Origin of the sequence: Rhodococcus sp. 1R11, assembly GCF_004563845.1 — a bacterium.
Taxonomy (GTDB): domain Bacteria; phylum Actinomycetota; class Actinomycetes; order Mycobacteriales; family Mycobacteriaceae; genus Rhodococcoides.
In genome coordinates this window covers 75,345-96,513 of the sequence record NZ_SPNG01000002.1, presented here as the reverse complement: position 1 = coordinate 96,513, position 21,169 = coordinate 75,345, and the positions used below count along the sequence as shown (strand labels likewise).

Below are 21,169 nucleotides of genomic sequence, written 5' to 3'. Positions count from 1 at the left end.
GCCCAGCTATCATCGACCCCGTCGGCTCCATGAATCACCGAAGCGGTAAATCCGCTCGCATCGACGACGGAAGGGTACGCGGTTGATGTCCGTCCACGATGCCGTACACCGGGGCGACGTGCCCCCACCGATCGACCTCGCAGGACACATGCGCGAACTCGGCCGGGCGTTGCTGCCCGCCGTGATCGTCGCAGTGTTGGTCGGTGCAGGCGTGTTCTACCTCAGAAGCGAACTCACCGACAAGCAGTACGCCGCGTCGATCGTCGCCGAGATCGAGCCTGCCCAAACCCTCGTTCCCGGTGACGCATTCATCGAGCAGATGCGCGCACCGTTCATCGAACTGGCCACCGATCGCGACGTTCTCGATCAGGTCCTCGAACAGGTCGACGCCGATATGGACGCGTCGCAACTTGCCTCCAGCGTCCAACTCTCTCCTGGCACCTCACCCGCACTGCTGACCGTGACGGTGACGGCCCGAACTCCCGAACTCGCAGCAGATCTGGCCGACGCGATGGTCTCGACGATGGCAAGTACCTCCTCCGCCAACGCGATCCGCGACTCCCAGGGGCGAACGGCCGAGGGCCAGTCCGCCGTCGACGCGCAGCAGGCACGGGTGAACGCACTCCCCGCCGACGATCCGAGTCGGCCCGCTGCACTGTCCGAACTGGCCGAACTACGCACCCAGCAGAGCGAACTCCAGGCAGCTGCGAGCGGAGATCGACTGGTCGTGTTGTCGAAGCCCGAGCAGAGCACCACTCCGGTCTCACCGAAACCGGTCTCGGAGGCACTCGTCGCGGCGCTCGCTGCGCTCATCGTCGCGGCCGAACTGATCGTGTTGCTGCGAGGAAGGCTGGGGCGCAAGCCGTCACGCTCCTGGGCTCGTCGGGTGTCCCGGAAACACGGTGCACACTTCGACCCGGCAACCGGCGACGCGGTACCGCCCGTCGTTGCGTCCCGGATCGCCGCCCTCGAGCGCAGCGACCGACCTACGACCAGAAGTGCGCGACATGCTGTGCCCAAGGGCGACAGCGTGATTCTCGTCCTGGTCGGCGAAGGTGCAATCTTCGAGTCGACTCACGGCCAGGGACCGACAACCGGCCACCATCGCGCCACCGCTGAATTCGGCTTGTCGGAACAGTGGTGGCAGTACACCGACGTGGGTGACGTCGAGACCGTCGTGATGCTGGTATCGAAACGGGGACGGGACAAGAAGGCGGCAACTGCGGCGCTGCGACGGCTCGACGACTTCGACATTCCCGTACACCTGGTATTGCAGAACAAGAACTCGACCCGACGAGCAGAACAGACCGCGAAGACGATCGCGCCGGAAGGCCAACGCCATGCCAGCTGACAGAATTGCCGTCGTACACGAAAGATTCACCGAGATCGCCGGATCCGAACACGTCATCGAACAGCTGGCCTTGCACTGGCCTGCAGCCGAAGTGTTCGCGCCCATTTCCCGCCCGTCCGGGGTTCCGTCCGGAATCAGCCGCGCGCCGCACACGTCCGCCCTCAATCGGGTGTACAACGCATTGGGCCAACGGTCGTACGCACCCGTCCTTCCGCTGATGCCGTTGGCCTTTCGCCGCATGCCGCTGCACGGATTCGACGCCGTCGTGGTGAGCCACCACGCCTTTGCCACACAGGCCGTGTTCGCCACCGACTCCCCGGTGATCGCCTACGTGCACAGCCCCGCACGGTGGGCCTGGGACCCCGAACTGCGCGCAGGTGAAGGCGGCGGCAGAGCCGGAGCGGCGATACTGACGGCGCTGTCCGCCGTTGCCCGTCGATGCGAGATCGCCGCCGCGCCGAAACTGACGACCGTGGTAGCCAATTCGACGGCAGTAGCTCAGCGCATCGAAGACTGGTGGGGCCGAGACGACGCCGTGGTGGTCCACCCTCCGGTCGATACCGACGGCTTCACCCCGGATCCGTCGATCGAGCGTGAGAATTTCTTCCTGCTCGCCGGCCGACTGGTCCCCTACAAGCGGCCGGACATCGCGGTGCGCGCTGCCGCCGAGGCCGACGTCCCTCTCGTGGTGGCGGGAGACGGCCGCGCGATGAACGCTTGCCGGGAACTGGCCGGGCCCAAAACGACCTTCCTGGGACGGGTTTCGCATGAGAAGCTCCTCGAACTGCACCGAACGACGCGTGCCCTGCTGATGCCCGGAGTGGAAGATTTCGGCATTGTCCCCGTCGAGTCCATGGCCACCGGAACACCGGTCATCGCACTCGGAGACGGCGGTGCAGTGGACTCGGTGATCCCCGGTGAGACCGGCCTGCATGTTCAGCCGGGATCCGACGAGGCCGTCGTCGCCGGGTTCGCCGAGGCCATGCGCTCGTTCGATCCAGCCGACTACGATCGCGCCGCCATTCGTAGATGGGCGGAAGGCTTCTCGCGGGCCAACTTCCGCAGCCGAATGCAGGAGGTCGTCGATGCCGTCCGCTGAGCGTAGTTATCGCTCGACCGCACTGGATCGCGTCTTCGCCGACACCCGCATAGTCACTGCGGTCGGTCCCGTCCGCGGCCTCGACATCGAGCGGACGCGTCGAACGCTCACTGCCGCCGAACATGTCGATGCGGCACCGCACATCGCGCTGGAACCACGTTCCAATGCCCGACGGTGGCGATACCGCAGCAACATCGCCGGCGACAATGTCACCTCGAGCACCAGCGACACCGAAGACCTGGGGCAGATGCTCACCGACATCCGGTCGCGACAGGGTGCACGCGGTCCACTCGAGGTGGTCGTGTTCGACGACCACCTCGCCATCGACTATTCGCACGGAATCGGGGACGGCCAGATCGGCGTCCTGATGTTGGCGGCATTCTGCGACGATGCCGACGGATCACTGGTTCCCGGACTTGCCGCAGGCTTACCGCCGAGCACGACGTGGAAAGCTCTGTGGCGTCACTACTCGCGACACCCGAGAACGCTGGCGGACTTCTGGTCACTGCGTGCTCGACACCGGCCGGCACCGAACGGCGGGTCCGGTCCCCGTCGCCGAATCGAGAACTGGGAGGCCGGAAAGGTCAGCCGGGCCGGGTACATGAGCAAAGCCGACGTCGACGAACTCAAGAAATGGACGGCCGAGAACCTGCCCGGAGCGACCGCTGCGTCGATCTCGATTGCTCTGTGGAGTGCTGCGCTACGAGCAGAATCCGTCGACGTCGACGATCACATCATGGTGCTGTTCAACAGCCGACGCTACCTCGATCCAGCCCAACAAGGCGCGCACGGGAACTTTGCCGTCGGTATTCCCCTGCATCTTCCTGCGAACACGACACCCGTCCGAATCACCGCGACAATGCGTGAGGTGATCGAATCCGGTTGGCCCATAGCAGTACTGGGCATGTCACATCTTCGCGATGTGGCGTCACGCATCCGACGTTCGGAACAGCCGCAGGACGAGAGCTCGGTCGTCGAGGTTCCCGAGACCTTGCGGTTGGCCGTGAGCGACCTCGGGAAAGTGCGGGTGTTCGACCACCTCGATTGGGCCGACGACGGCAGGCCCCCACAAATGGCCGCGTCGCTCGAACCGGACGGCCCGGACGGGTGCACGATGCTCATCGCCGAGATCGCCGGTGGGCGTACCTACACGGCCTCCTTCTGCAGCAAGATGGTCGATGTGGCCGTCATCGATGCAGCGCTACGGAGAATGTGTGAAGACCCAGTGGCACTGCTCCGCGATGCGTACTGATCTGCCAGAACCAGCTTTGCCGCACAGACGGGCCGACACATGACCGACGAATCGACAGTTCTCTTCCTCGCGCACACCGGCCAGGTGTCCGGTGCCGAGAAGGTGCTGCTGGATTTGATCGACGAGGCCACACGTCGCGGTCACGCCACCGTGATCGCCTGTCCCGCAGGCCCATTGGCAGATCGTCTCCCAGCCACGACACGGCACGTCCGTATCGACGAGCTCGGACTGGGTGGGCAACGTGGTGCCGCACGCGGTATCGCGGCAATCAGGATGGTCGCGCGATGGGTCGGGGCGGCCCGCGCGGTGCGCGCGATAGCCCGCGCACCGGGCACCGCCACGGTCGTGAACTCGCTGTTCGCGCTTCCGGTGGCGCGGTTTGCGCGGCCCGCTCACGGGGCGTCGTGGCTCGTACACGACACGATGACCTCTCTGAAGCAGCGCGTGGTGGTCCGGTTCGCCCGGCCGGCCGTTCGCGTTGCGGTGTCGGTGTCCGAGGCCACCGCAGAACCTCTTCGTAAGGCCGGCCTCCCCGTGGTGGTGTCACACAACGGCGTGCCGTGGCCGGTTCCACGGTTCGGCGGTGCGCTGCACTCTCCGCCGGTGGTCGGCATGCTGGCGTTGTTGACGCCGTGGAAGGGGCACCGCGTGCTGCTCGACGCCGTCGCCATGCTCCCCGACGTCCGAGTCGAGTTGGCGGGAGGAAGCTTTCCCGGAGACCGCGAATACGTCGACGAACTCCGCGCACGCGCCGCGGAACCGGATCTTGCCGGACGTGTCGAATTCCTCGGGCACACCGACGCCGAGTCCGCACTCCGCCGGTGGGACGTCGTCGTGTCGGCCAGTACTTCTCCCGAGGCAGGTCCGTTGTCGGTCTTGGAAGCGATGTCGCACGGTTTGCCGGTGATCGGAACCGATCACGGTGGCACGCACGAATTTCTCGCCGACGGTGCTGGGATTCTCGTCGAGCCCGGCAACTCCACTGCTCTCGCCGCCGCCGTATCTGCGGTCGTCGACGACACAGATCGACGGCGACTGCTCGGAGAAGCTGCCCGCTATCGGGTGGCCAGCAGGCACGACATCAGCGAGACACTGCCGGAGCTGCTGCACCAACTGACCAGCTGATCGCGCCGCTCTGTCGACCAGAAGTCGGTGAAGCCGAACGTCGACCGGTGCGACTGTGTTTCAATCGAGTCCCGATTGGAACGAGGGGGCACTGTGACTCGCGCACTGACGAGGTCCAACGAGCATTACCAATGGGGTGTGGGCGTGATGACGTCGCTCGCTGTCACGACCCTCGTCAAGCGGATCGTCTCTGCCGCTGCCCTGGCCATGGCCGTCGTGGTCACCCTCGAGCTGGCATTCGGATACGGCGCGACCACTCCCATCCCCTCGATCGTGCAGTGGACGTGCATGATCGCCGCATACATCATGGGGGCGTTCTGGTGGTTCGGTCCGTGGCCGACGCTCGGGCAAGCATTCGCCTTCGTCGTGATCGCCGACTTGTCGATCTTCGGAGCCACCATCACCGCGAACTTCGCGCCTGAAGTCACTCTCGGCAAATGCACCTTCTTGATCCCGATGGGAATGTTGGCGGGGTTCTTCTTCGACAAATGGCGGTTGGCTGCTCACATCGCACTGTGCCTGTTGGGAACATCGATAGTCGCGGTGTACATAGTGTTGGAACGCGATGTGGACACCTTCGTGGCGGTGGTGCTGTGGGCCCCGATCGTGGTGACGCTGACCGGCTTCGTGCTGATGCTGCAGCTCACGACGCAATCGATACGAACCGAGTTCGAGTAGTAGCCCGTCAGAACGCCAACAGGACTTTGCTCGACCGGGATGCATCGGCAGCGAGTGCGAACGCGTCGAGGGCGTCTGCCACCGGATACTCCGCGGTGATGACCGGTGCCACATCGAGTGAACCGTCGGCCAGAGCTCGGATCACGTCGTCCATCTCGCTGTTGAACCGGAACGAGCCGATGAGGTCGATCTCCCGGGTGATCGCCAACGACAGTGGCACGGGCTGAAGCCCCGCCGCCGGTAACCCGACCATGACGACCCGACCACCGCGAGCCGTGCCGTCGATTGCCGACGCCAGACCGCGGTGATTGCCCGAACACTCGAACGTCACATCGGCCTCGACCGCCGCGACTGCCGCGCCGTCGCGGGCGTCGATCGTTCGATGCGCTCCGAGTCGACGCGTCACGTCGAGGGCGTAGTCCTCGAGGTCCACCGCGACGATCCGCGCTGCACCGGCTCGGCGAGCGACCGCCACGATCAGGGCACCGATCGGACCGGTCCCGACTACGAGAACCGTCTTGTCGGACACCGCCCCAGCGCGCTCGACGGCATGCCACGCGACGCTCGCCGGCTCGGCCAACGCGGCAATTCTCAGATCCAGACCGTCCGGCAACACTCTGAGCATTCGTGTCGGGACGGCGACGTGACCGATGAACAGACCGTCGTCGTGCGGTACCCGCGCGGCGCTTCCCATGTAGCGGCATCCGGGAGACAGGTTCGGACGATCGACCGGATACTTCGCGCCGGTGGCGGCGGGAGTCGCCGGATGGACGGTGACCGGGGTGCCTTCACCGGGGCCGGTTCCGTCTCCTGCGCGGCGAATCACGGTGCCCGACGCCTCGTGTCCCAATCGCATCGGTGCCTTCAGCACCGATTGTCCTGCCGCCCCGTGCTTCCAGTAATGCAGATCGGAGCCGCAGATTCCGCCGTAGGCAATTGCGACGATGGCCTCGTCCGACGAGGGCTCGGGCACTGCCACTGATTCGACGCGGATGTCATCGGTGCCGTAAGCGATCAGGGCAACTGTTCTGTCGGGTAACGCATTCGGTTCGGTGGTCATCGTGTCGTCCGTTCCGTTCGAGGTGGGCAGGTCAGACCCGGTCGAGCACCGGATCGGTTGCGTTGGCCGGATCGGTCAGATCGCGGTCCCGAGTTTCCGGCGCGAAGGATGCGGCGACGAGCACCGATACGGCCATGATCATCATGTAGACCGCCACCGGGACCCAGGATCCGGAGAACGCGGTGATCAGTGCCGCACACAGCAGAGGAGCGATTCCGCCGCCGAAGACGGACGCGAACTCGCGGCCGAGAGTGACTCCGGCGTAGCGGTATCGAGCCCCGAAGATTTCCGGGAAGTAGCTCATCGTGACACCGACGGCCCCCTGGCACGCCAGGATGAATCCGATGATCATCACCAGGGTGATCAGTACGTGCGAACCGGTGCTCAGAGCCATGAACGTGGGAACCGGGAGAATCACGAGAAGGCTGACGATACCGATGTACACGGGCTTACGACCCACCTTGTCCGACAGCCATCCGAAGCCCCAGGCCGCGATGCCGCCGCATATTGCGCCGATGAGCAGAACCTTGGGTATGAAAGTGGGATCGACGCCGATGTCGTTCTTCATGTACGAGGCCATGAACACCTGGTACGTGTAGGACTGAGCGCTGATACCGACGGTCATGAACATGACGATGAACAGCGGTCGCTTGCCGTTGGTGAACACTTCCTTCACCGGGGCCTTGGGCCGCTCCTGGGCCGCCTTCAGTTCCTGGAACACCGGTGACTCGTTGAGCTTGCGCCTGATGATGAACGCAGCCACGGTGACCAGGATGCTGCTGAGAAACACCATCCTCCAGCCCCAGGACATGAGCTGATCGTCGGGGAGCAACTGGGCGAGGATCCAGGCGATGGCTCCGAGGGCGGTGCCGAGCGCCGCGCCGGTCATGACCAGGGCCGCCAATCTGCCGCGCTTTCCGATCGCGGCCGTCTCCGTCAGAAGCGTTGCGCCACCTGATTGTTCGGCACCAGCGCCGAAGCCTTGGAAAAATCGGCACAGGACCAGCAGCACCGGGGCCAGTAGCCCCACCTGCTCGAACGTCGGCAGCAAACCGATGGCCATGGTCGCGCCGCCCATCAGTATCAGCGTGGCGACCAGCACCCATTTGCGGCCGAGCCGGTCACCGTAGCGGGAGAAGAACAGTCCACCGAGCGGCCGGGCGAGGAAGCCGACGGCGTAGGCGCTGAAGCTGGCGATGATGCCGGCCGCCGGCGAGATGTTCGGAAAGAACAACTTGTTGAAGATCAGTGCGGACGCGGTGCCGTAGATGACGAAGTCGTACTGCTCGAGTGTGGTTCCGATGAGGCCGGCCCACGCTGCGCGTCGTACGGCGGACGGATCATGTTGGGCTGGAGCAATTCTGGGAGAATCGGCCGGTTCTGTAGTCGTGTCCATGGTTGTCCTCGGGTGAGTTTCGGCCTCGGCCGAACGAAGGAAGGAGAATGAGTCAGTCGAGTGTGGTCCGGGATGCCGTGACGACGGGGCGGAGCGAAGAACTCGCCGCTTCGACGGCTGCGGCCATCGGACCGTGACGAACAACAGTATCCACCAATTCCGCAGTGCGTGTGATGAATTCGGGAAACTGCGCCAACTCGATGGGGAGTATGTCGCCGCGTTCGAGAACCGAGCGGACGAAATCCTCACTGGACGCTGCCGAAGCGGCAAGTCCTGCCAAACGCGCACGTGCAGGGTCGGCCATCGCATGCGCATGCGGGCCCGGGTCGAAACCGTCGGGCGGGCACACGCAGCAGAGATACGCAGCCACGGTCAAGGAAAGGTGTTGCGGTACAACGCCGTTTCGCAGGTGATGCAGCGCTGGGACCGGGATCCTCTGCGCAAGCTTCGCCGATCCGTCCGAACCGACCTGCGCGGTCTTGTGGCCCAGAGCGGAGTTGGACCACCGCACGAACAGCTGGGCGATGTAGTCGTCGATATCCACCCCGTCCGGAACGGGCACGGTCGGGAGGTATTCGTCGACCAACACTGCGCGAGCTGCGGCCTCCACGAACGGGCGACCGATCGAGTCCGGAATTGTCGCGCGACCGTCGAGTGCGCCGAGATAGGAAATGAGAGAATGAGTTCCGTTGAGCAGTCGAACCTTCATCAGTTCGTACGGTTCGACGTCCTCGGCGAACACGGCACCGCCGGCCTCCCAGCTCGGACGTCCTGCGGCGAACTTGTCCTCCATCACCCACATGGTGAACGGCTCCGCCGGCACTGCAATGGTGTCCACAGCGCCCAGCTCGGCAGTGGACTCGGCGTCGTAGAACGCACTGCTGGAGGGAACGATGCGATCGACCATGGAGTTGGGGAACGTCACCGCCGCCGCCAGCCACTCGAGCACGTCGTCCGCACCGCATCGGTCCAAGAATTGACGCACGAGTGCTGCGGTGCGATCACCGTTCCCCAGCAGGTTGTCGCAGCTGGCCACGGTGATCGGAGCCCCGTGCGTTCGCGCCCGCATCGCCAGAGCCCTCGCGAGCTGCCCCACCGTGGTCGTCGGCGTATCCGGCCGCTGCAAGTCCTGTTGCACTGCAGTCGATTCGAGGTCGAGAGCGCCCGTCCGGGACGACAGCGTGTAGCCCAGCTCGGTGACGGTGATCGTCACGATTCGGACGTCCTCGTCCGCGATGGCCCGTACGACGGCGGCGGGGTCGTCAGCGGCAACCATTGCTCCCGTGTGTGCTGCGGGGACGCTCACCTTCGAACCCGACGGCGAGATCTCGACGACGCCGTAGAGGAGTTCCTGAGCGAGCATGGCATCGACGATCGTGCGAGATCTGTTCGCTACGCCCAGAATCCCCCACGAGCCGCCGTCCTGCGCCGATGCCGCAGCGGTGTACACGGCCTGGTGTGCGCGATGAAAGTTTCCCAGCCCCAGATGGACGATCCCGGTGCCGGTCGGTCGTGCTGGGGCGGCCCCCGAGCGAGCGAGCGCCGAACGAGACAGTCTGGATTCGCTCATCTCGTCACCAGTCCGTCATCGAGCCGTCGAGGCGACGAGCGACCGGGAGATACGCGGGCTCGTACGGGTACCGCGCCGCCAACGACTCGTCCATGTCGACGCCGAGGCCGGGGGCGTCACCGGGGGTCAGGTAGCCGTCCGCGAACGACCACGCGTGTGGGAACACCTCGTCGACCAGTGGGTCGTAGCCCATGAATTCCTGAATGCCGAAATTCGGGGTGGCCATTCCGAGGTGCACGCTCGCGGCGAGGGTGATCGGCGAGACGTCCGAGGGCCCGTGCGGTCCGCAGCGAACCTGGTGTACCTCGGCCAGCGAGAAGATCTTTCGGACATGACTGATACCGCCGGCATGGGCGATGGCCACCCGAATGAAATCGATCAGCTTCTCGGAGATCAATTGCTGGCAGTCCCAGATGGTGTTGAACACTTCACCGATCGCGAGCGGGGTCGTGGTGTGGTGACGCACCAGCCGCAGGGCGCTCTGGTCCTCGGCGGTGGTGACGTCCTCGAGCCAGAACAGATCGACGTCCTCGAGCGACTTGCCCAGTCGCGCAGCCTGTTGCGGTGTCAGCCGGTGGTGCGCGTCGTGCAACAACTTGAGCTCGGATCCCACGTGTTCACGCACCGCTGCGAGTACCCCGGGAACGTGATTGAGGTACGCATCGGTATCCCAGACTTCTTCGACGGGAAAGGCACCACGACCTGCGGGTTCGTATCCCTGCACGCCTCGGTGTACTCCGTACACGGACTCCAGGCCGGGAACACCCGATTGGGCCCGCACGGCGCGAAAACCCTGTGCTCGACGACGATCGACGGAATCGATCAGTTCCGACGTGTCCCAGCCGGTGGCGTGGGTGTACGAGAGAATGCGGTCGCGGACGGCTCCACCGAGCAGCTGGTAGACGGGTTGTCCGAGGGATTTACCCTTGATGTCCCACAGGGCGAGGTCGACGGCACCGATCGCGGCCATCGTCACCGGCCCACGGCGCCAGTAGACACCGCGGTAGAGGTATTGCCAGGTGTCCTCGATGCGTGCGGGATCTCGGCCGATGAGAAGTGGCGCAACATGATCTCGTAGGTACGACGCCACCGCGAGTTCCCTGCCGTTCAAGGTCGCGTCGCCGTAGCCGACGACGCCGTCTGCAGTGGTCACTTTGAGTGTGACGTAGTTGCGCGTAGGGCTGCAGACGATGACGTCCGCAGCGACGATCTTGTCGGTCACGAGCGCTCTGCTTTCTCCGTGAAGTTCTCTCCCGCAACGACATCGGTCAACGGTTCGCCCGCGGCGAGTCGACCGATGTTGGCCGTGATGTCGTCGACCCGACCCTCGAAGGTTTCGCGTGTGATGCCGGACGAATGGGGTGTCATCAGGATGTTGGGCAGTGTGTGGAACGGATGACGAGAGGGGGCACCGGTGCCGTCGGCCGACGGGTAGTCGTACCAGACGTCGATGGCGGCACTGCCGAGCGATCCGGCGGACAGCGCGTCGAACAGTGCATCCTGCTGCACGAGGGGGCCGCGCCCGACGTTGATCAGCACGCCGTCCGGTCCGAGAGCTGCGAGTTCGGTGTCGCCGATCATGCCGGTGGTGCGCTCGTTCAGTGGTGCGGACACCACGACGACATCTGCTTCGGTCATCAGGTCGGACAGACGATCGGTCGATGCGGCCCAGGCCAATCCGTTCTCGGCAGCGTTCACCGATCCGCTTCCTGTGACCGCGATGCCCCGGCACCCGAAGGCCCGCAGCAACTGCCACGTCTGTGCACCGATATGACCGAAGCCGACGAATCCCACCGTTGCCGAACCCAGCGAAGTCGACTGCCGAAGCGTCCTGTCGTACACCGGTGACGCCCACCGATCCTCCCGCATGAGGCGGTCCTGGCCGAGAAATCCGCGCCGGAGCACAACTGCGGTGGCTACGACGTATTCGGCAATCGAGCGCTCGTGGTGAAAAGTGTTGGCCACCAATGTCCGAGCGCTCAGGTCGTCGAAGGAAACGCCGTCCGTGCCTGCCCCCGCAACGTGAACCAGCTGCAGGTCGGGTGCCGCCTCGGCCAGTACGGCCGGGAACTTGCCGCCGACGTACACGGTCGCATCGGCGATGTCCGTGACGAGTGCATCGAGGTCGAACGTCTCGTGCCACGACAGCTCGACATCGGAGGCGACGCGGCTCTCGAAGCGGCCACGATGCGGTAGGAGGTTGGAATCTGCGATGACGACCTTCATTTCGAGTCGTCCTTTCCTGGTGCGAGAGTGCGAATCCGGGCGGGACCCGATGAGCCGCGAACCACGAGTTGGGTAGGCAGGTGGATAGTTCTGGGCGACGACTCCGGTTCGGCTGCCCGTTGGAACACCAGGTCGGACGACACGAGGCCTGCACGGCCCATCGGAACGTTGATACTCGTCAGAGCGGGATGCGCGAGTTCGGCCAGGGGCGAATCGTCGATGCCGATGACGCTGAGGTCCTCCGGTACTGCCAGGCCCATGGACCGCACCCCGTTCATGACGCCGATGGCCATGGGGTCGTTGTGGGTCATGACGGCGGTGGCACCCGTCGCGACGACGCTGGCAGCTGCAGCATGGCCGCCGGCCAAGGTTTCCTGCTGCCAGCCCAGTACATCGAGCACGATTCCTCGCGCCGCACAGAACTGTTCGACGGCGTCGACGCGTCGCTCGTTGGACCACGATTGCGGTGATCCCTGGACGTATGCGAGATGCGTGTGACCGAGTGCAGCGAGGTAGTCGACGGCCTGCCGAATCCCGTCCTCGGAATCGGCAACGACGCAATCACATTCGCTGGAGGATCGGTTGACGAGCACCAGCGGTGTGTCGCCCGCCAGCTGCACGATGTCCTCGGCCGGGAGTCGTGGAGCGCAGACGATCAAAGCGTCGACTCGGCCCTGCAGGTCACCGATCACTTCACGCTCACGGTCTGCGCTTCCGTCGGTGTCGGTGAGGACGATGGTCTGTCTGCGATGCCAGCCCTGCGCTTGCGCAGACTTGACGAAGCTGGCGAAGACGGTGTGGCCGATGTCGGGTACCACCACTGCGACTGTCGTTGCCGAGACCCGAGTGTCGGCGGACCGCCCCGAGGCCGCGACGTAGCCGATCTGGTCGGCGACGGCGATGATCCGAGCCAACGTGTCCGCCCCGATTCGATCGGGGTTGCTGAAGGCGCGCGATGCCGTCGACAGCGACACACCTGCTCGTTGTGCAACCTGCGTGAGCGTAGGTGCCACGGTTCACCTCCTGGGTTCTTTGTGATGCCGGGCACAACGATGACAGAGGTTGCGCAATATTGTCAATGGTTTGCACAACAGAGGCTCGGGCGTACTGGGGCTGCGGTTTGACACACTCGACTGCGACCACGTCCATAAAGAGGGAGATTCACCTTGCGCACCTTTTCGCACCCCCAGACCGGCACAACGGTGTCGAGCATCGTCCTCGGGTTCATGCGCATCCTCGACCTGGACGACGACAGGATCCGCAGGTTGGTCGACACCGCCCTGGACGTGGGAGTCACCGTCTTCGATCACGCCGATATCTACGGCGGCAGACCCCACGGGTGCGAAGAGCGTTTCGGACAAGCGGTGACGCTCACTCCGTCGCAGCGTGAGCGCGTCAGCATTCAGAGCAAGGTCGGCATTCGCGACGGTTATTTCGACTTCTCCGAAGACCACATCGTGTCGACCGTCGAGGGATCGCTCTCGGCTCTCGGCGTCGACCATCTCGACACCCTGCTGCTGCATCGACCGGACAGCCTGGTCGAGCCCGACGAGGTCGCGGCGGCATTCGACACACTGCACACGTCGGGCAAGGTGCTCGGTTTCGGCGTCTCCAATCACACCCCCGGCCAGATCGAATTGCTGAAAACAGCCGTCACACAACCACTTCTGTTCGATCAAGTGCAGTTGAGCGTCGTCCATTCGCCGCTGATCGCTGCGGGCCTGACCGCCAACATCGGTGCGCTGGACCAGTCGGTGGATCGTGACAACGGGTTGCTCGACTACGCGAGGGCACGCGGCATCACCGTGCAAGCGTGGTCGCCCCTGCAGAGCGGGACCTCGTCGGGTGTGTTCGTCGGAGATCGCGAGAATTACCCTGCCCTCAACGATGTGCTCGACGACATTGCCGGCCGATACGACACGACACCGGCCGCGATAGCGGTCGCGTGGATCACCCGCCACCCGGCCGACATCCAGGTGGTCCTGGGGACCACCACACCGGATCGGATCGCGGAAGCTGCTGCGGGGTCGGATATCCGCCTGACCAGGGCGGAATGGTACGGCTTGTTCCGCGCAGCGGGTCACACATTGCCATGATGCCGGGCATCAGGCTGCGTTACCTTGCCGTTACCAAGTAGCGACGAATCCGTGATGTTGCAGGCTCGGTTCGGTGATGTTCCGCTGCCAGGATTACGGGACAGCGCGCACCGGAACCTGCAGCCCTCGGGTTCCACTCCCCGCACGCCGGTTCGATAGGCCACCCGAACTGAGAGGTTCGCACCGTGACTGTTTCCGATTTCACCGATGTTCGCTCCACCGTCCCCGATCGACGCCACTCGATCGGGATCGAGTCCTACTCCCCCGATCTGACCGTAGTTCGCGCCGTCGGCGAGCTGGACATGAGTGCACGAGCAGATTTGGTGGCCGCTCTCGACGGCGCTCTACGGGGCAATGCGGTTGTGCTGCTGGACTTGTCGGCGGTGGACTTCATGTACTCGGGTGCCGCGAGCGTGATCGTCGATGCTGTCGAACGTTCCGACGGACGCGTCGAGGTCTTCGCTCCTACCCGGCCGGCGCGCCGGGTGCTCGATGCGGTGGGTGCGAGCTTCATCGGGGAAGATCCCTCCGCGCGCTGAGTCGCGAGGTTTGCGTGCCGATACAACCGGCAAACCTCGGACGGACAGCGACTCCAGTCGGTAACGACCGTGAATCGTCTCGAGAACTGGGGCGGCTTTCGTTTTGCCGCAATGAGTCCTCTTCACACGAGGCAAGGATCGACAATGTCCGACCAGTTCACCAAGAGCGACCCCACCACCGCTTTCTCCCTGCCCGATCGGGCCGACCAGCCTGAACTCGATCACCCGGGATTGACTCGCGATATGGTCACCGCACCGGATCACGGCGAGAAGTCGTACCGGGGTTCGGATCGGTTGCACGGCCGAAAAGCGTTGATCACCGGTGGTGATTCCGGGATCGGACGAGCTGTGGCGCTGGCATTCGCGCGAGAAGGTGCCGATGTCGTCATTGCTCATCTCGAATCCGAGGGCCCCGATGCCCAAACGACCGTCGACCTGATCGAAGCCGCTGGACGGTCGGGCCGAGCGATCGCCTGCGACCTCACCGACGAAACGCAGTGCACCACATTGGTCGACACTGCCGTGGAGGTTCTCGGAGGCCTCGACATCGTCGTCAACAATGCCGCGTTCCAGATGGCCCAGATGGGCGGCATCGCCGATATCACCACCGACCAGTTCGACCGTGTGCTCAAGACCAACTTGTACGCCTTGTTCTGGATATCGAAGCGCGCCGCTGCCGTCATGAGTGCGGGCTCTACCATCATCAACACCACCTCGATTCAGGCGTCGAATCCGTCGCCGGAGTTGCTGGACTACGCCACCACCAAGGCGGGCATTGTCGCATTCACCAAGGGACTGGCCGGCGACCTCGCCGGCCGTGGCATTCGAGTCAATGCCGTTGCGCCCGGACCCATTTGGACTCCCCTGATTCCTGCGACCATGCCTGCCGAGAAGTACGGCGAGTTCGGCGAGACGGTTCCGTTGGGCCGCCCGGGCCAGCCCGCGGAGTTGGCTCCGGCCTACGTCTTCTTGGCCTCGAACGAGTCCAGCTACATCACGGGCGAGACCATTGCGGTCACCGGGGGCACCCCGTTCAACTGACCTCGGTGTCGACGGTCTTCGACGCCCGCCACGCCAGCAGCACCCCGTCTCCTTCGGGTCGCCGCCATGGCAAAAAGAGCGCCACAGAGATCGCACATGCCATGGCGGCCCCGACGGTGACGAACGACGCCAGCTGAAATCCCTCCAGAGACGCGGCCTTCATCGCGTATACGAGCTCCGCCTTCTGCGTCGCGAAGATCGGGTTGGTCGGCGCCTTGACTATTTCGATGACGCTGACGACGGTCTCGCGGGCGAAGGCCTTCTGGTAGGGCTCCATGATTGCGTCGGGAATGGCGTCGATCCTGGGGCCCACATTTGTGGTGTAGATCGATGCGACGATCGAACCCAGCACCGCGACGCCGAGAGTTCCACCCACCTCGCGGGTGGTGTCGTTGACCGCCGAGCCCGCACCTGCTTCGTCGAGCGTCACCGACGACATGATCGATTCGGTGGCCGGGCCTTGCACGATCGCCAACCCGAGGCCCATCAAGATCATCGAGACGACGACCGGTCCCAGATACGGGGTCTCGACCTCCACCTGGCCCGCAATGAACATGCCGATGCTCATCACGACGAGTCCGAAGACGATGACGGCTGTCGTTCCGATGCGCTGCGCTATCAGCGTGGCCAGGGGTGCGCCGATTGCGATGGAGACCGCGAACGGCAGTGAATGAACGCCGAACTGCAACGGCGTCAACTCCATGACACCCTGAAAGTACTGGGTGATCATGAACAGGAAGCCGAACATACTGAAGTACGCCACTGCAATGGCCAAGGCGGGCAGTGAGAATCGTCTGACGCGGAACAGGTTCAGGTCGAGTACCGGAGACGGTGTTCGCAACTCCCACCATACGAACGCGGCAAGCGCGACACATCCGGCGATGTAGCCTCCGATGCTCGCCGGTGACAACCAACCGTTGTGCGGCGCTTCGATGATCGCCCACACCACGACCGTGATGCCCGTCAACGACAGCACGATTCCAAGTGGGTCGTACTTGCCCACATGTTCGGCTCTCGACTCCGGGACGCAGGCCAGTGCGGCCACCAGAACGAGCAGAGCAACCGGGACATTGATCCAGAACACCGAATGCCACGAGAAGTGCTCGAGCAGAAAGCCGCCCGCTGTCGGGCCGATGGCGATGGCGAAACCTGCCATCGCCGTCCACGCTGCGATGGCCAGCGCTCGTTCTTTGGCGTCGGTGAAGACATTGATGATGAGAGCCAACGTGGCCGGGAAGACCGCCGCCGCACAGACTCCCATCGCGGCGCGGGCGGCGACGACCTGCCCCAGGTCGGCGGCGACAGCGCCGCCGACCGACATCACCGCAATGCCCGCCAGGCCGATGATCATCACCTTCTTGCGCCCGTAACGGTCTCCGAGGTGGCCGAAAGCGAGCAGCAATCCCGCGAACGTCAGCGTGTAGGCGTCGACCACCCACTGCAGGCCGCTGATGTCGGCGCGCAGTTGCAGCCCCATCGACGGCAGGGCGACGTTGACGACGGTGTTGTCCAGTACGACGAGCAGCTCCGCAGCGCAGATGACGAGTAGAGCCAGGTAACGACCGCGAAGCTTCGTACCCTCTACGCGGTGTCGAGAAGTGGTGAGTGACGGCATGAGATCCCCTCCGGCTATGACGGGTGACATAGTTCCTGAAGGAAAGTAACTGTAACTCGGCGTTATAGCAATAGTCGCTATCGGGAACTCTGCCCGCCCGCTGCATCCAGAACCGTGTCGAGCAGAGCCGACAACTCCCCCTCGGTCCGATCCAGCGCGGTAGTCGATCGCTGCGCTTTCGCCACGATCAGCGCACCTTCGATCGCCGATATGGAGAACGTCGCGAGCGCCTGCGCCCGCTCTCTCGTCAACCCCCGTTGCCAGAGCGATGCGGCAATCGTGTCTTCCCACGACGAGAACGACTCACCGGCCGCGGTGACGGCACCGGGTGCATTCGCACCCTCGAGTGCGGCGGGAGCAATGGGGCAGCCGGACACGAAATCGCTGCTCGACAGCTCACTGCGAAAACCCTCGATGATCGAGCGCACTGTGGCCGCCGGCCCGGCCTGGGCCAACCCCTCGGAGATCATGGCTCCCATCGACGCACCGGCCGTTCGCGTGGCCTCCTCGACCAGTTGAGGCTTGCCCCGAGGAAAGTGGTGATAGATCGACCCTCTCGGCGCACCTGCATGCTCGATGACGTCGGCCAACGAAGTCGCTTCGACTCCGCGCTGCCGAAACAACTGCGCCGCACTGCGCAGCATGTCCTCGCGGGCACTGCTTCGATTCGCCATCCATCGCCCTTTCGATCACGTCATTGACGTGATACCGAGTTACATCTACAGTCTCGAATGACTATGACGGCAATCATATCCCGTCACGCTATCCCCGAACCGGAGTCACGCCATGCCCACTGAGACCGACGTCGTCGAACTGAGCACCCCACTCCCACTCCCCTGCGGGCACACCCTTCCGAACCGCGTGATGAAAGCGGCCTTGAGCGAGGGCTTGGGAACTGCCGAGCACGCACCCGATAACCGGCTCGAAACGCTGTACCGCCGTTGGGGCGCGGGTGGCTACGGACTGGTGGTGACCGGCAACGTGATGGTCGACCGATCTCACCTGGGCGAACCCGGCAACGTCGTCATCGAAGACGACCGCGACCACGATGCGCTGGCACGCTGGGCGAAATCGACCTCCGACGGTGGCGTCCCCATCTGGGTGCAGCTCAATCATCCTGGCAGGCAGGCCAATCCGATCGTCACCCGTGCCACACCGGTCGCGCCGTCTGCCATCGCGTCCGGCGTTCCCGGGCTACCGACACCGCGTGCGTTGAGCGAGAACGAGATTCGAGACATCATCGACAGGTTCGCCCGGGCCGCGTCGGTAGCGGAGGCGGCCGGCTTCGATGGAGTGCAACTCCACGGTGCCCACGGATACCTGGTATCCCAGTTTCTCTCACCCCTGTCGAACCGACGCGAGGACGCGTGGGGCGGAGACCTCGACGGCAGGATGCGATTCGTTCTTCACGTCGTGCGCGCCATCAGAGCGGCCGTGTCCCCCGGCTTCGCAGTGGGGATCAAACTGAATTCTGCAGACTTCCAGCGCGGCGGGTTCAGCGAGGAGGAATCTCGTATCACCGTCGAACATCTCGTCGAGGAATCAATCGATCTGATCGAAATCAGCGGTGGCAGTTACGAATCACCCGCGATGATGGGCACCTCCAGCACTCGCGATCGCGAAGCCTACTTCCTGGAATACGCCCGCACGGTGCGCGACGCAGCCGGGAGCGTTCCGCTTGCAGTGACCGGTGGTTTCCGCACCCGCTCGGTGATGAGTGCGGCCGTGCGATCGGGAGAATGCGACGTCGTCGGTCTCGGTCGCCCGACTGCTCTTGCCCCGGCAGTAGCCCGTTCACTGGTCGAAGGCTCCCTGGACAAGGTGGAGACTCCGCGCGTCGCGTTGCGAGTTCCGTCGAAAGCTGGTGCTTTCAAACAGATCAACGGCGCTCTGGACCTGCAGTGGCACACCGACCAACTGCAGCTTCTCGGCGATGGAGGGCAACCCGATTCGGGACGCCCCGCCTGGCGAACAGCGATAGCAATGGTGCAGCGCAACGGCTGGGACGCGTTTCGTAGTCGGCGCGCCGGGGGCACCACGACAGCGTCCGCCGCAGCTGCGAAGTTCCGCCGGGAGCGGTGGATCGGAAAGCACGTCGCCAACCCGCTCGTGAACGGGCTGGCGTCCGTCGGAGTCAGAACATCGCTGGTCACCGATATCGAGACCGTGGGCCGTCGATCCGGTCTGCGCCGACAGGTACCGGTCTCCGCGTCGTTCGACCGGGCGGGAGCGTGGGTGATCTCCCAGCACGGAACCAGGTCCGGTTGGGGAGCCAACATCGGCGACGAGCCGCGTATCAAGATTCGCGTCGGCGATCGCTGGCGAGCGGGCACAGCTAGGTTCGCGCCCGAGGATGACGTCAGTGCGCGAGCGCGTTCCTTTTCCGCGAACCCACTGTTCGGGCGGCTCATCGGCGCAGGTTTTCGCGCCCTCCAGACCGACCCGATATCTGTGCGGATCGATTTCACCGATTGACAGGATGAGTGCTCGACGGTTGATCGTCGCACGACGCATAATGACCCGATGGCACCGATACCCACGGGCACGCTGCGCGAGACCGAGACCGGCTACGCCCTCGAGCTGAGCCGAACCGTCGCCGCGTCACGAGAGAATGTGTGGGCCAGCCTCACCGAATCCTCTCGGACCGCGTTATGGTTCGGGCCCTGGGAACGGGTGACGGACGACAGCATCCGCGTCACCATGATCTTCGAGGACGGCGAACCCGTCGCCGACATGGCGATCGACGCCTGCGAGCCGCCCCAACGACTGGCCGTCCGTATGACAGACGAGGGCGGCTGGCCGCTCGAGGTCAGGCTCGCCGAGAAGGGCCGCGACACACTCGTCGTGTTGACCCACGGCCTCGACAGCACGGACGGCATCGGCGACATAGGTCCGGGCTGGGAGTACTACCTGGACATGCTGATCGCATCCCGGGACGCCGCACCGCTGCCGAGCTTCGACGACTACTACCCCGCACAGCAGGAGTACTACGCGTCTCTGCGGCCGGAATGACGTCAGTGATTGCGTAGCGCCTCGATCAGCTCTTTCTTGTTCAGCTTGGAGTAGCCCTCCAGGCCGATCTCCTTCGCTCGATCGGTCAATTCGTCGACGGTCCAGTCCTCGTACGATCCGGACTCGCCGCCCTTCTTGCCTACGTTCTTCCTGCCCTCGTTGGCCGCGGCATTCGAGATGCGCGCCGACTTCTCCTTCGAGTTTCCTTCGTCACGGAGCTTCTCGTACAGATCCTGGTCCTTGAGCTGGGGCTGGTCATCGTTGGTGGGCATGCTGGTCCTCCGTTCGATCGTTTGTACTGATACAACTACCCGGTGTACCTGCCGGCAAACACACTTGCCTTCTGTCGCTGTGGGGTAGAACAACGAAAGCTGGGTACCTTCGGGACATGCCATACCTGGATCGTGTCGCGGACGTGTTCGTATTGAATCTCGGCACTCGCGACGTGGAGGACACCGAGAACCGGATGGGGCCGGATTGGGTGGCCGAGGTCAACGCTCTGCTCGACGAGGTAGAAGCCAGTAGTGGCCCGACTGCACTGGTCACGACGGCCACCGGCAAGTACTTCTCCACCGGAGTCGACCTGTCCTGGGGTGCCGAGAACCTGGACCAGATCAACCGGTTCATCGGAACGGTGCAGGAACTGCTGGTGCGGTTCTTGACCCTCCCGATGCAGACGGTGGCGGCCATGCAGGGGCACACCTACGGCGGTGCCGCATTTTTTGTCATGGCACACGACTACCGCGTCATGCGCTCCGATCGCGGCTTCCTGTGCTTTCCTGGCGTCAACATCGGCGCAACCTACAGCCCGGGAACAGTCGACATGGTCCGAGCCAAGCTCGCCCCGCACACGTTCCACGAAGCACTGACCACGGGCCGACGCTACGGAGGAGTGGACGCAGCCGCCCTCGGCTTGGTGGACGCTGTGGCCACCGAGGAACGGCTGCGTGACGACGCACTCTCTCGGGCAACGGATTTGATCGGGACCCGCGGCCCCGTACTCGGCGAAATCAAGCGCACGATGTACGCGAGCGAGATACGTTCGCTGTCCACCCCGGTCGCCGGTGTGGACGAAATGGAATGGGCCGCGAACTGATTCTCGCTGCCGC

The 21,169-nt window shown here is 64.3% G+C and carries 20 protein-coding genes; 11 read left to right on the top strand and 9 right to left on the bottom strand.

Translation table 11 applies throughout. The annotated features are described in order from the left end of the window. Nucleotides 1-85: 85 nt before the first annotated feature. The 5 genes from E4P29_RS03710 to E4P29_RS03690 all read left to right on the top strand — a co-directional run bounded on the left by E4P29_RS03710 (nucleotide 86) and on the right by E4P29_RS03690 (nucleotide 5,505). Nucleotides 86-1,351, top strand: coding sequence for a hypothetical protein (locus tag E4P29_RS03710; RefSeq protein ID WP_245154148.1), 1,266 nt, complete (start codon nucleotides 86-88; stop codon nucleotides 1,349-1,351). After that, nucleotides 1,341-2,450 carry a glycosyltransferase gene (locus E4P29_RS03705; RefSeq protein ID WP_135042086.1) on the top strand — a complete coding sequence of 370 codons (1,110 nt, stop codon included), beginning with the start codon at nucleotides 1,341-1,343 and terminating at the stop codon, nucleotides 2,448-2,450. The genes E4P29_RS03710 and E4P29_RS03705 overlap by 11 nt, the downstream gene beginning before the upstream one ends. Further along, complete coding sequence (locus E4P29_RS03700; protein WP_245154147.1) at nucleotides 2,437-3,702, top strand: hypothetical protein; 1,266 nt, start codon at nucleotides 2,437-2,439, stop codon at nucleotides 3,700-3,702. The genes E4P29_RS03705 and E4P29_RS03700 overlap by 14 nt, the downstream gene beginning before the upstream one ends. Nucleotides 3,703-3,741: 39 nt before the next feature. Further along, the gene (locus E4P29_RS03695) at nucleotides 3,742-4,827 is read left to right on the top strand and encodes a glycosyltransferase family 4 protein (protein ID WP_135042084.1); all 1,086 of its coding nucleotides are present in this window, start codon (nucleotides 3,742-3,744) and stop codon (nucleotides 4,825-4,827) included. A gap of 93 nt (nucleotides 4,828-4,920) precedes the next feature. Continuing rightward, nucleotides 4,921-5,505 (top strand): giguanylate cyclase, encoded by a 585-nt coding sequence (locus E4P29_RS03690; RefSeq protein WP_135042082.1) that lies wholly within the window; start codon nucleotides 4,921-4,923, stop codon nucleotides 5,503-5,505. 7 nt (nucleotides 5,506-5,512) lie between these two features. On the opposite strand, the gene E4P29_RS03685 is transcribed toward E4P29_RS03690, so the two are convergent. From E4P29_RS03685 to E4P29_RS03660, 6 genes are read right to left on the bottom strand one after another with little or no spacing between them, the layout of a single operon-like run. Next, nucleotides 5,513-6,565 carry a zinc-binding dehydrogenase gene (locus E4P29_RS03685; protein WP_135042080.1) on the bottom strand — a complete coding sequence of 351 codons (1,053 nt, stop codon included), beginning with the start codon at nucleotides 6,563-6,565 and terminating at the stop codon, nucleotides 5,513-5,515. 31 nt (nucleotides 6,566-6,596) lie between these two features. Then, nucleotides 6,597-7,961, bottom strand: coding sequence for an MFS transporter (locus E4P29_RS03680; RefSeq protein WP_135042078.1), 1,365 nt, complete (start codon nucleotides 7,959-7,961; stop codon nucleotides 6,597-6,599). Nucleotides 7,962-8,013: 52 nt separating this feature from the next. Beyond that, entirely contained in the window at nucleotides 8,014-9,531 is a 1,518-nt protein-coding gene (locus E4P29_RS03675) for a mannitol dehydrogenase family protein (RefSeq protein WP_135042076.1), read from the bottom strand. A 4-nt stretch (nucleotides 9,532-9,535) separates the two neighbouring features. Then, nucleotides 9,536-10,753 (bottom strand): D-mannonate dehydratase ManD, encoded by a 1,218-nt coding sequence (gene manD, locus E4P29_RS03670; protein ID WP_135042074.1) that lies wholly within the window; start codon nucleotides 10,751-10,753, stop codon nucleotides 9,536-9,538. Further along, nucleotides 10,750-11,757: a 2-hydroxyacid dehydrogenase gene (locus tag E4P29_RS03665; RefSeq protein WP_135042072.1), complete on the bottom strand. Its 1,008-nt coding sequence runs from the start codon at nucleotides 11,755-11,757 to the stop codon at nucleotides 10,750-10,752. Before E4P29_RS03665 ends, manD begins: the two co-directional genes overlap by 4 nt. Then, complete coding sequence (locus E4P29_RS03660; protein WP_135042070.1) at nucleotides 11,754-12,770, bottom strand: LacI family DNA-binding transcriptional regulator; 1,017 nt, start codon at nucleotides 12,768-12,770, stop codon at nucleotides 11,754-11,756. Before E4P29_RS03660 ends, E4P29_RS03665 begins: the two co-directional genes overlap by 4 nt. A 153-nt stretch (nucleotides 12,771-12,923) precedes the next feature. On the opposite strand from E4P29_RS03660, the gene E4P29_RS03655 reads away from it, so the two are divergent. The 3 genes from E4P29_RS03655 to E4P29_RS03645 all read left to right on the top strand — a co-directional run bounded on the left by E4P29_RS03655 (nucleotide 12,924) and on the right by E4P29_RS03645 (nucleotide 15,433). Continuing rightward, nucleotides 12,924-13,853, top strand: a complete 930-nt coding sequence (locus E4P29_RS03655) for an aldo/keto reductase (RefSeq protein WP_135042068.1) — start codon at nucleotides 12,924-12,926, stop codon at nucleotides 13,851-13,853. A gap of 185 nt (nucleotides 13,854-14,038) precedes the next feature. Beyond that, on the top strand, nucleotides 14,039-14,392 hold the full coding sequence (locus E4P29_RS03650) for an STAS domain-containing protein (RefSeq protein ID WP_135042066.1): 354 nt from the start codon (nucleotides 14,039-14,041) through the stop codon (nucleotides 14,390-14,392). Between the two features lie 144 nt (nucleotides 14,393-14,536). Further along, nucleotides 14,537-15,433 carry an SDR family oxidoreductase gene (locus E4P29_RS03645; RefSeq protein WP_135042064.1) on the top strand — a complete coding sequence of 299 codons (897 nt, stop codon included), beginning with the start codon at nucleotides 14,537-14,539 and terminating at the stop codon, nucleotides 15,431-15,433. Here the strand turns inward: E4P29_RS03645 and E4P29_RS03640 are convergent. Both E4P29_RS03640 and E4P29_RS03635 read right to left on the bottom strand, forming a co-directional pair. Beyond that, complete coding sequence (locus tag E4P29_RS03640) at nucleotides 15,426-17,048, bottom strand: MFS transporter (protein ID WP_135042062.1); 1,623 nt, start codon at nucleotides 17,046-17,048, stop codon at nucleotides 15,426-15,428. The genes E4P29_RS03645 and E4P29_RS03640 overlap by 8 nt on opposite strands. A gap of 77 nt (nucleotides 17,049-17,125) precedes the next feature. After that, entirely contained in the window at nucleotides 17,126-17,722 is a 597-nt protein-coding gene (locus E4P29_RS03635; protein ID WP_245154146.1) for a TetR/AcrR family transcriptional regulator, read from the bottom strand. Nucleotides 17,723-17,834: 112 nt separating this feature from the next. Here E4P29_RS03635 and E4P29_RS03630 point away from each other — a divergent pair, with 112 nt between their 5' ends. Continuing rightward, complete coding sequence (locus E4P29_RS03630; protein ID WP_135042060.1) at nucleotides 17,835-19,523, top strand: nitroreductase family deazaflavin-dependent oxidoreductase; 1,689 nt, start codon at nucleotides 17,835-17,837, stop codon at nucleotides 19,521-19,523. Between the two features lie 48 nt (nucleotides 19,524-19,571). Beyond that, nucleotides 19,572-20,060, top strand: coding sequence for an SRPBCC domain-containing protein (locus E4P29_RS03625; protein ID WP_135042058.1), 489 nt, complete (start codon nucleotides 19,572-19,574; stop codon nucleotides 20,058-20,060). Between the two features lie 2 nt (nucleotides 20,061-20,062). Here E4P29_RS03625 and E4P29_RS03620 read toward each other — a convergent pair whose 3' ends face one another. After that, nucleotides 20,063-20,332 carry a Rho termination factor N-terminal domain-containing protein gene (locus tag E4P29_RS03620; RefSeq protein ID WP_027497643.1) on the bottom strand — a complete coding sequence of 90 codons (270 nt, stop codon included), beginning with the start codon at nucleotides 20,330-20,332 and terminating at the stop codon, nucleotides 20,063-20,065. A gap of 116 nt (nucleotides 20,333-20,448) precedes the next feature. Here E4P29_RS03620 and E4P29_RS03615 point away from each other — a divergent pair, with 116 nt between their 5' ends. Further along, nucleotides 20,449-21,156, top strand: a complete 708-nt coding sequence (locus E4P29_RS03615; RefSeq protein ID WP_135042056.1) for an enoyl-CoA hydratase-related protein — start codon at nucleotides 20,449-20,451, stop codon at nucleotides 21,154-21,156. Nucleotides 21,157-21,169 lie beyond the last annotated feature (13 nt).

Bases quoted from the DNA above. Each gene is read 5' to 3' on its own strand.
- E4P29_RS03710 (WP_245154148.1), top strand. From the start codon at position 86: ATGTCCGTCCACGATGCCGTACACCGGGGCGACGTGCCCCCACCGATC.
- E4P29_RS03705 (WP_135042086.1), top strand. From the start codon at position 1,341: ATGCCAGCTGACAGAATTGCCGTCGTACACGAAAGATTCACCGAGATC.
- E4P29_RS03700 (WP_245154147.1), top strand. From the start codon at position 2,437: ATGCCGTCCGCTGAGCGTAGTTATCGCTCGACCGCACTGGATCGCGTC.
- E4P29_RS03695 (WP_135042084.1), top strand. From the start codon at position 3,742: ATGACCGACGAATCGACAGTTCTCTTCCTCGCGCACACCGGCCAGGTG.
- E4P29_RS03685 (WP_135042080.1), bottom strand. From the start codon at position 6,565: ATGACCACCGAACCGAATGCGTTACCCGACAGAACAGTTGCCCTGATC.
- E4P29_RS03680 (WP_135042078.1), bottom strand. From the start codon at position 7,961: ATGGACACGACTACAGAACCGGCCGATTCTCCCAGAATTGCTCCAGCC.
- E4P29_RS03675 (WP_135042076.1), bottom strand. From the start codon at position 9,531: ATGAGCGAATCCAGACTGTCTCGTTCGGCGCTCGCTCGCTCGGGGGCC.
- E4P29_RS03665 (WP_135042072.1), bottom strand. From the start codon at position 11,757: ATGAAGGTCGTCATCGCAGATTCCAACCTCCTACCGCATCGTGGCCGC.
- E4P29_RS03645 (WP_135042064.1), top strand. From the start codon at position 14,537: ATGTCCGACCAGTTCACCAAGAGCGACCCCACCACCGCTTTCTCCCTG.
- E4P29_RS03640 (WP_135042062.1), bottom strand. From the start codon at position 17,048: ATGCCGTCACTCACCACTTCTCGACACCGCGTAGAGGGTACGAAGCTT.
- E4P29_RS03635 (WP_245154146.1), bottom strand. From the start codon at position 17,722: ATGGCGAATCGAAGCAGTGCCCGCGAGGACATGCTGCGCAGTGCGGCG.
- E4P29_RS03630 (WP_135042060.1), top strand. From the start codon at position 17,835: ATGCCCACTGAGACCGACGTCGTCGAACTGAGCACCCCACTCCCACTC.
- E4P29_RS03625 (WP_135042058.1), top strand. From the start codon at position 19,572: ATGGCACCGATACCCACGGGCACGCTGCGCGAGACCGAGACCGGCTAC.
- E4P29_RS03620 (WP_027497643.1), bottom strand. From the start codon at position 20,332: ATGCCCACCAACGATGACCAGCCCCAGCTCAAGGACCAGGATCTGTAC.
- E4P29_RS03615 (WP_135042056.1), top strand. From the start codon at position 20,449: ATGCCATACCTGGATCGTGTCGCGGACGTGTTCGTATTGAATCTCGGC.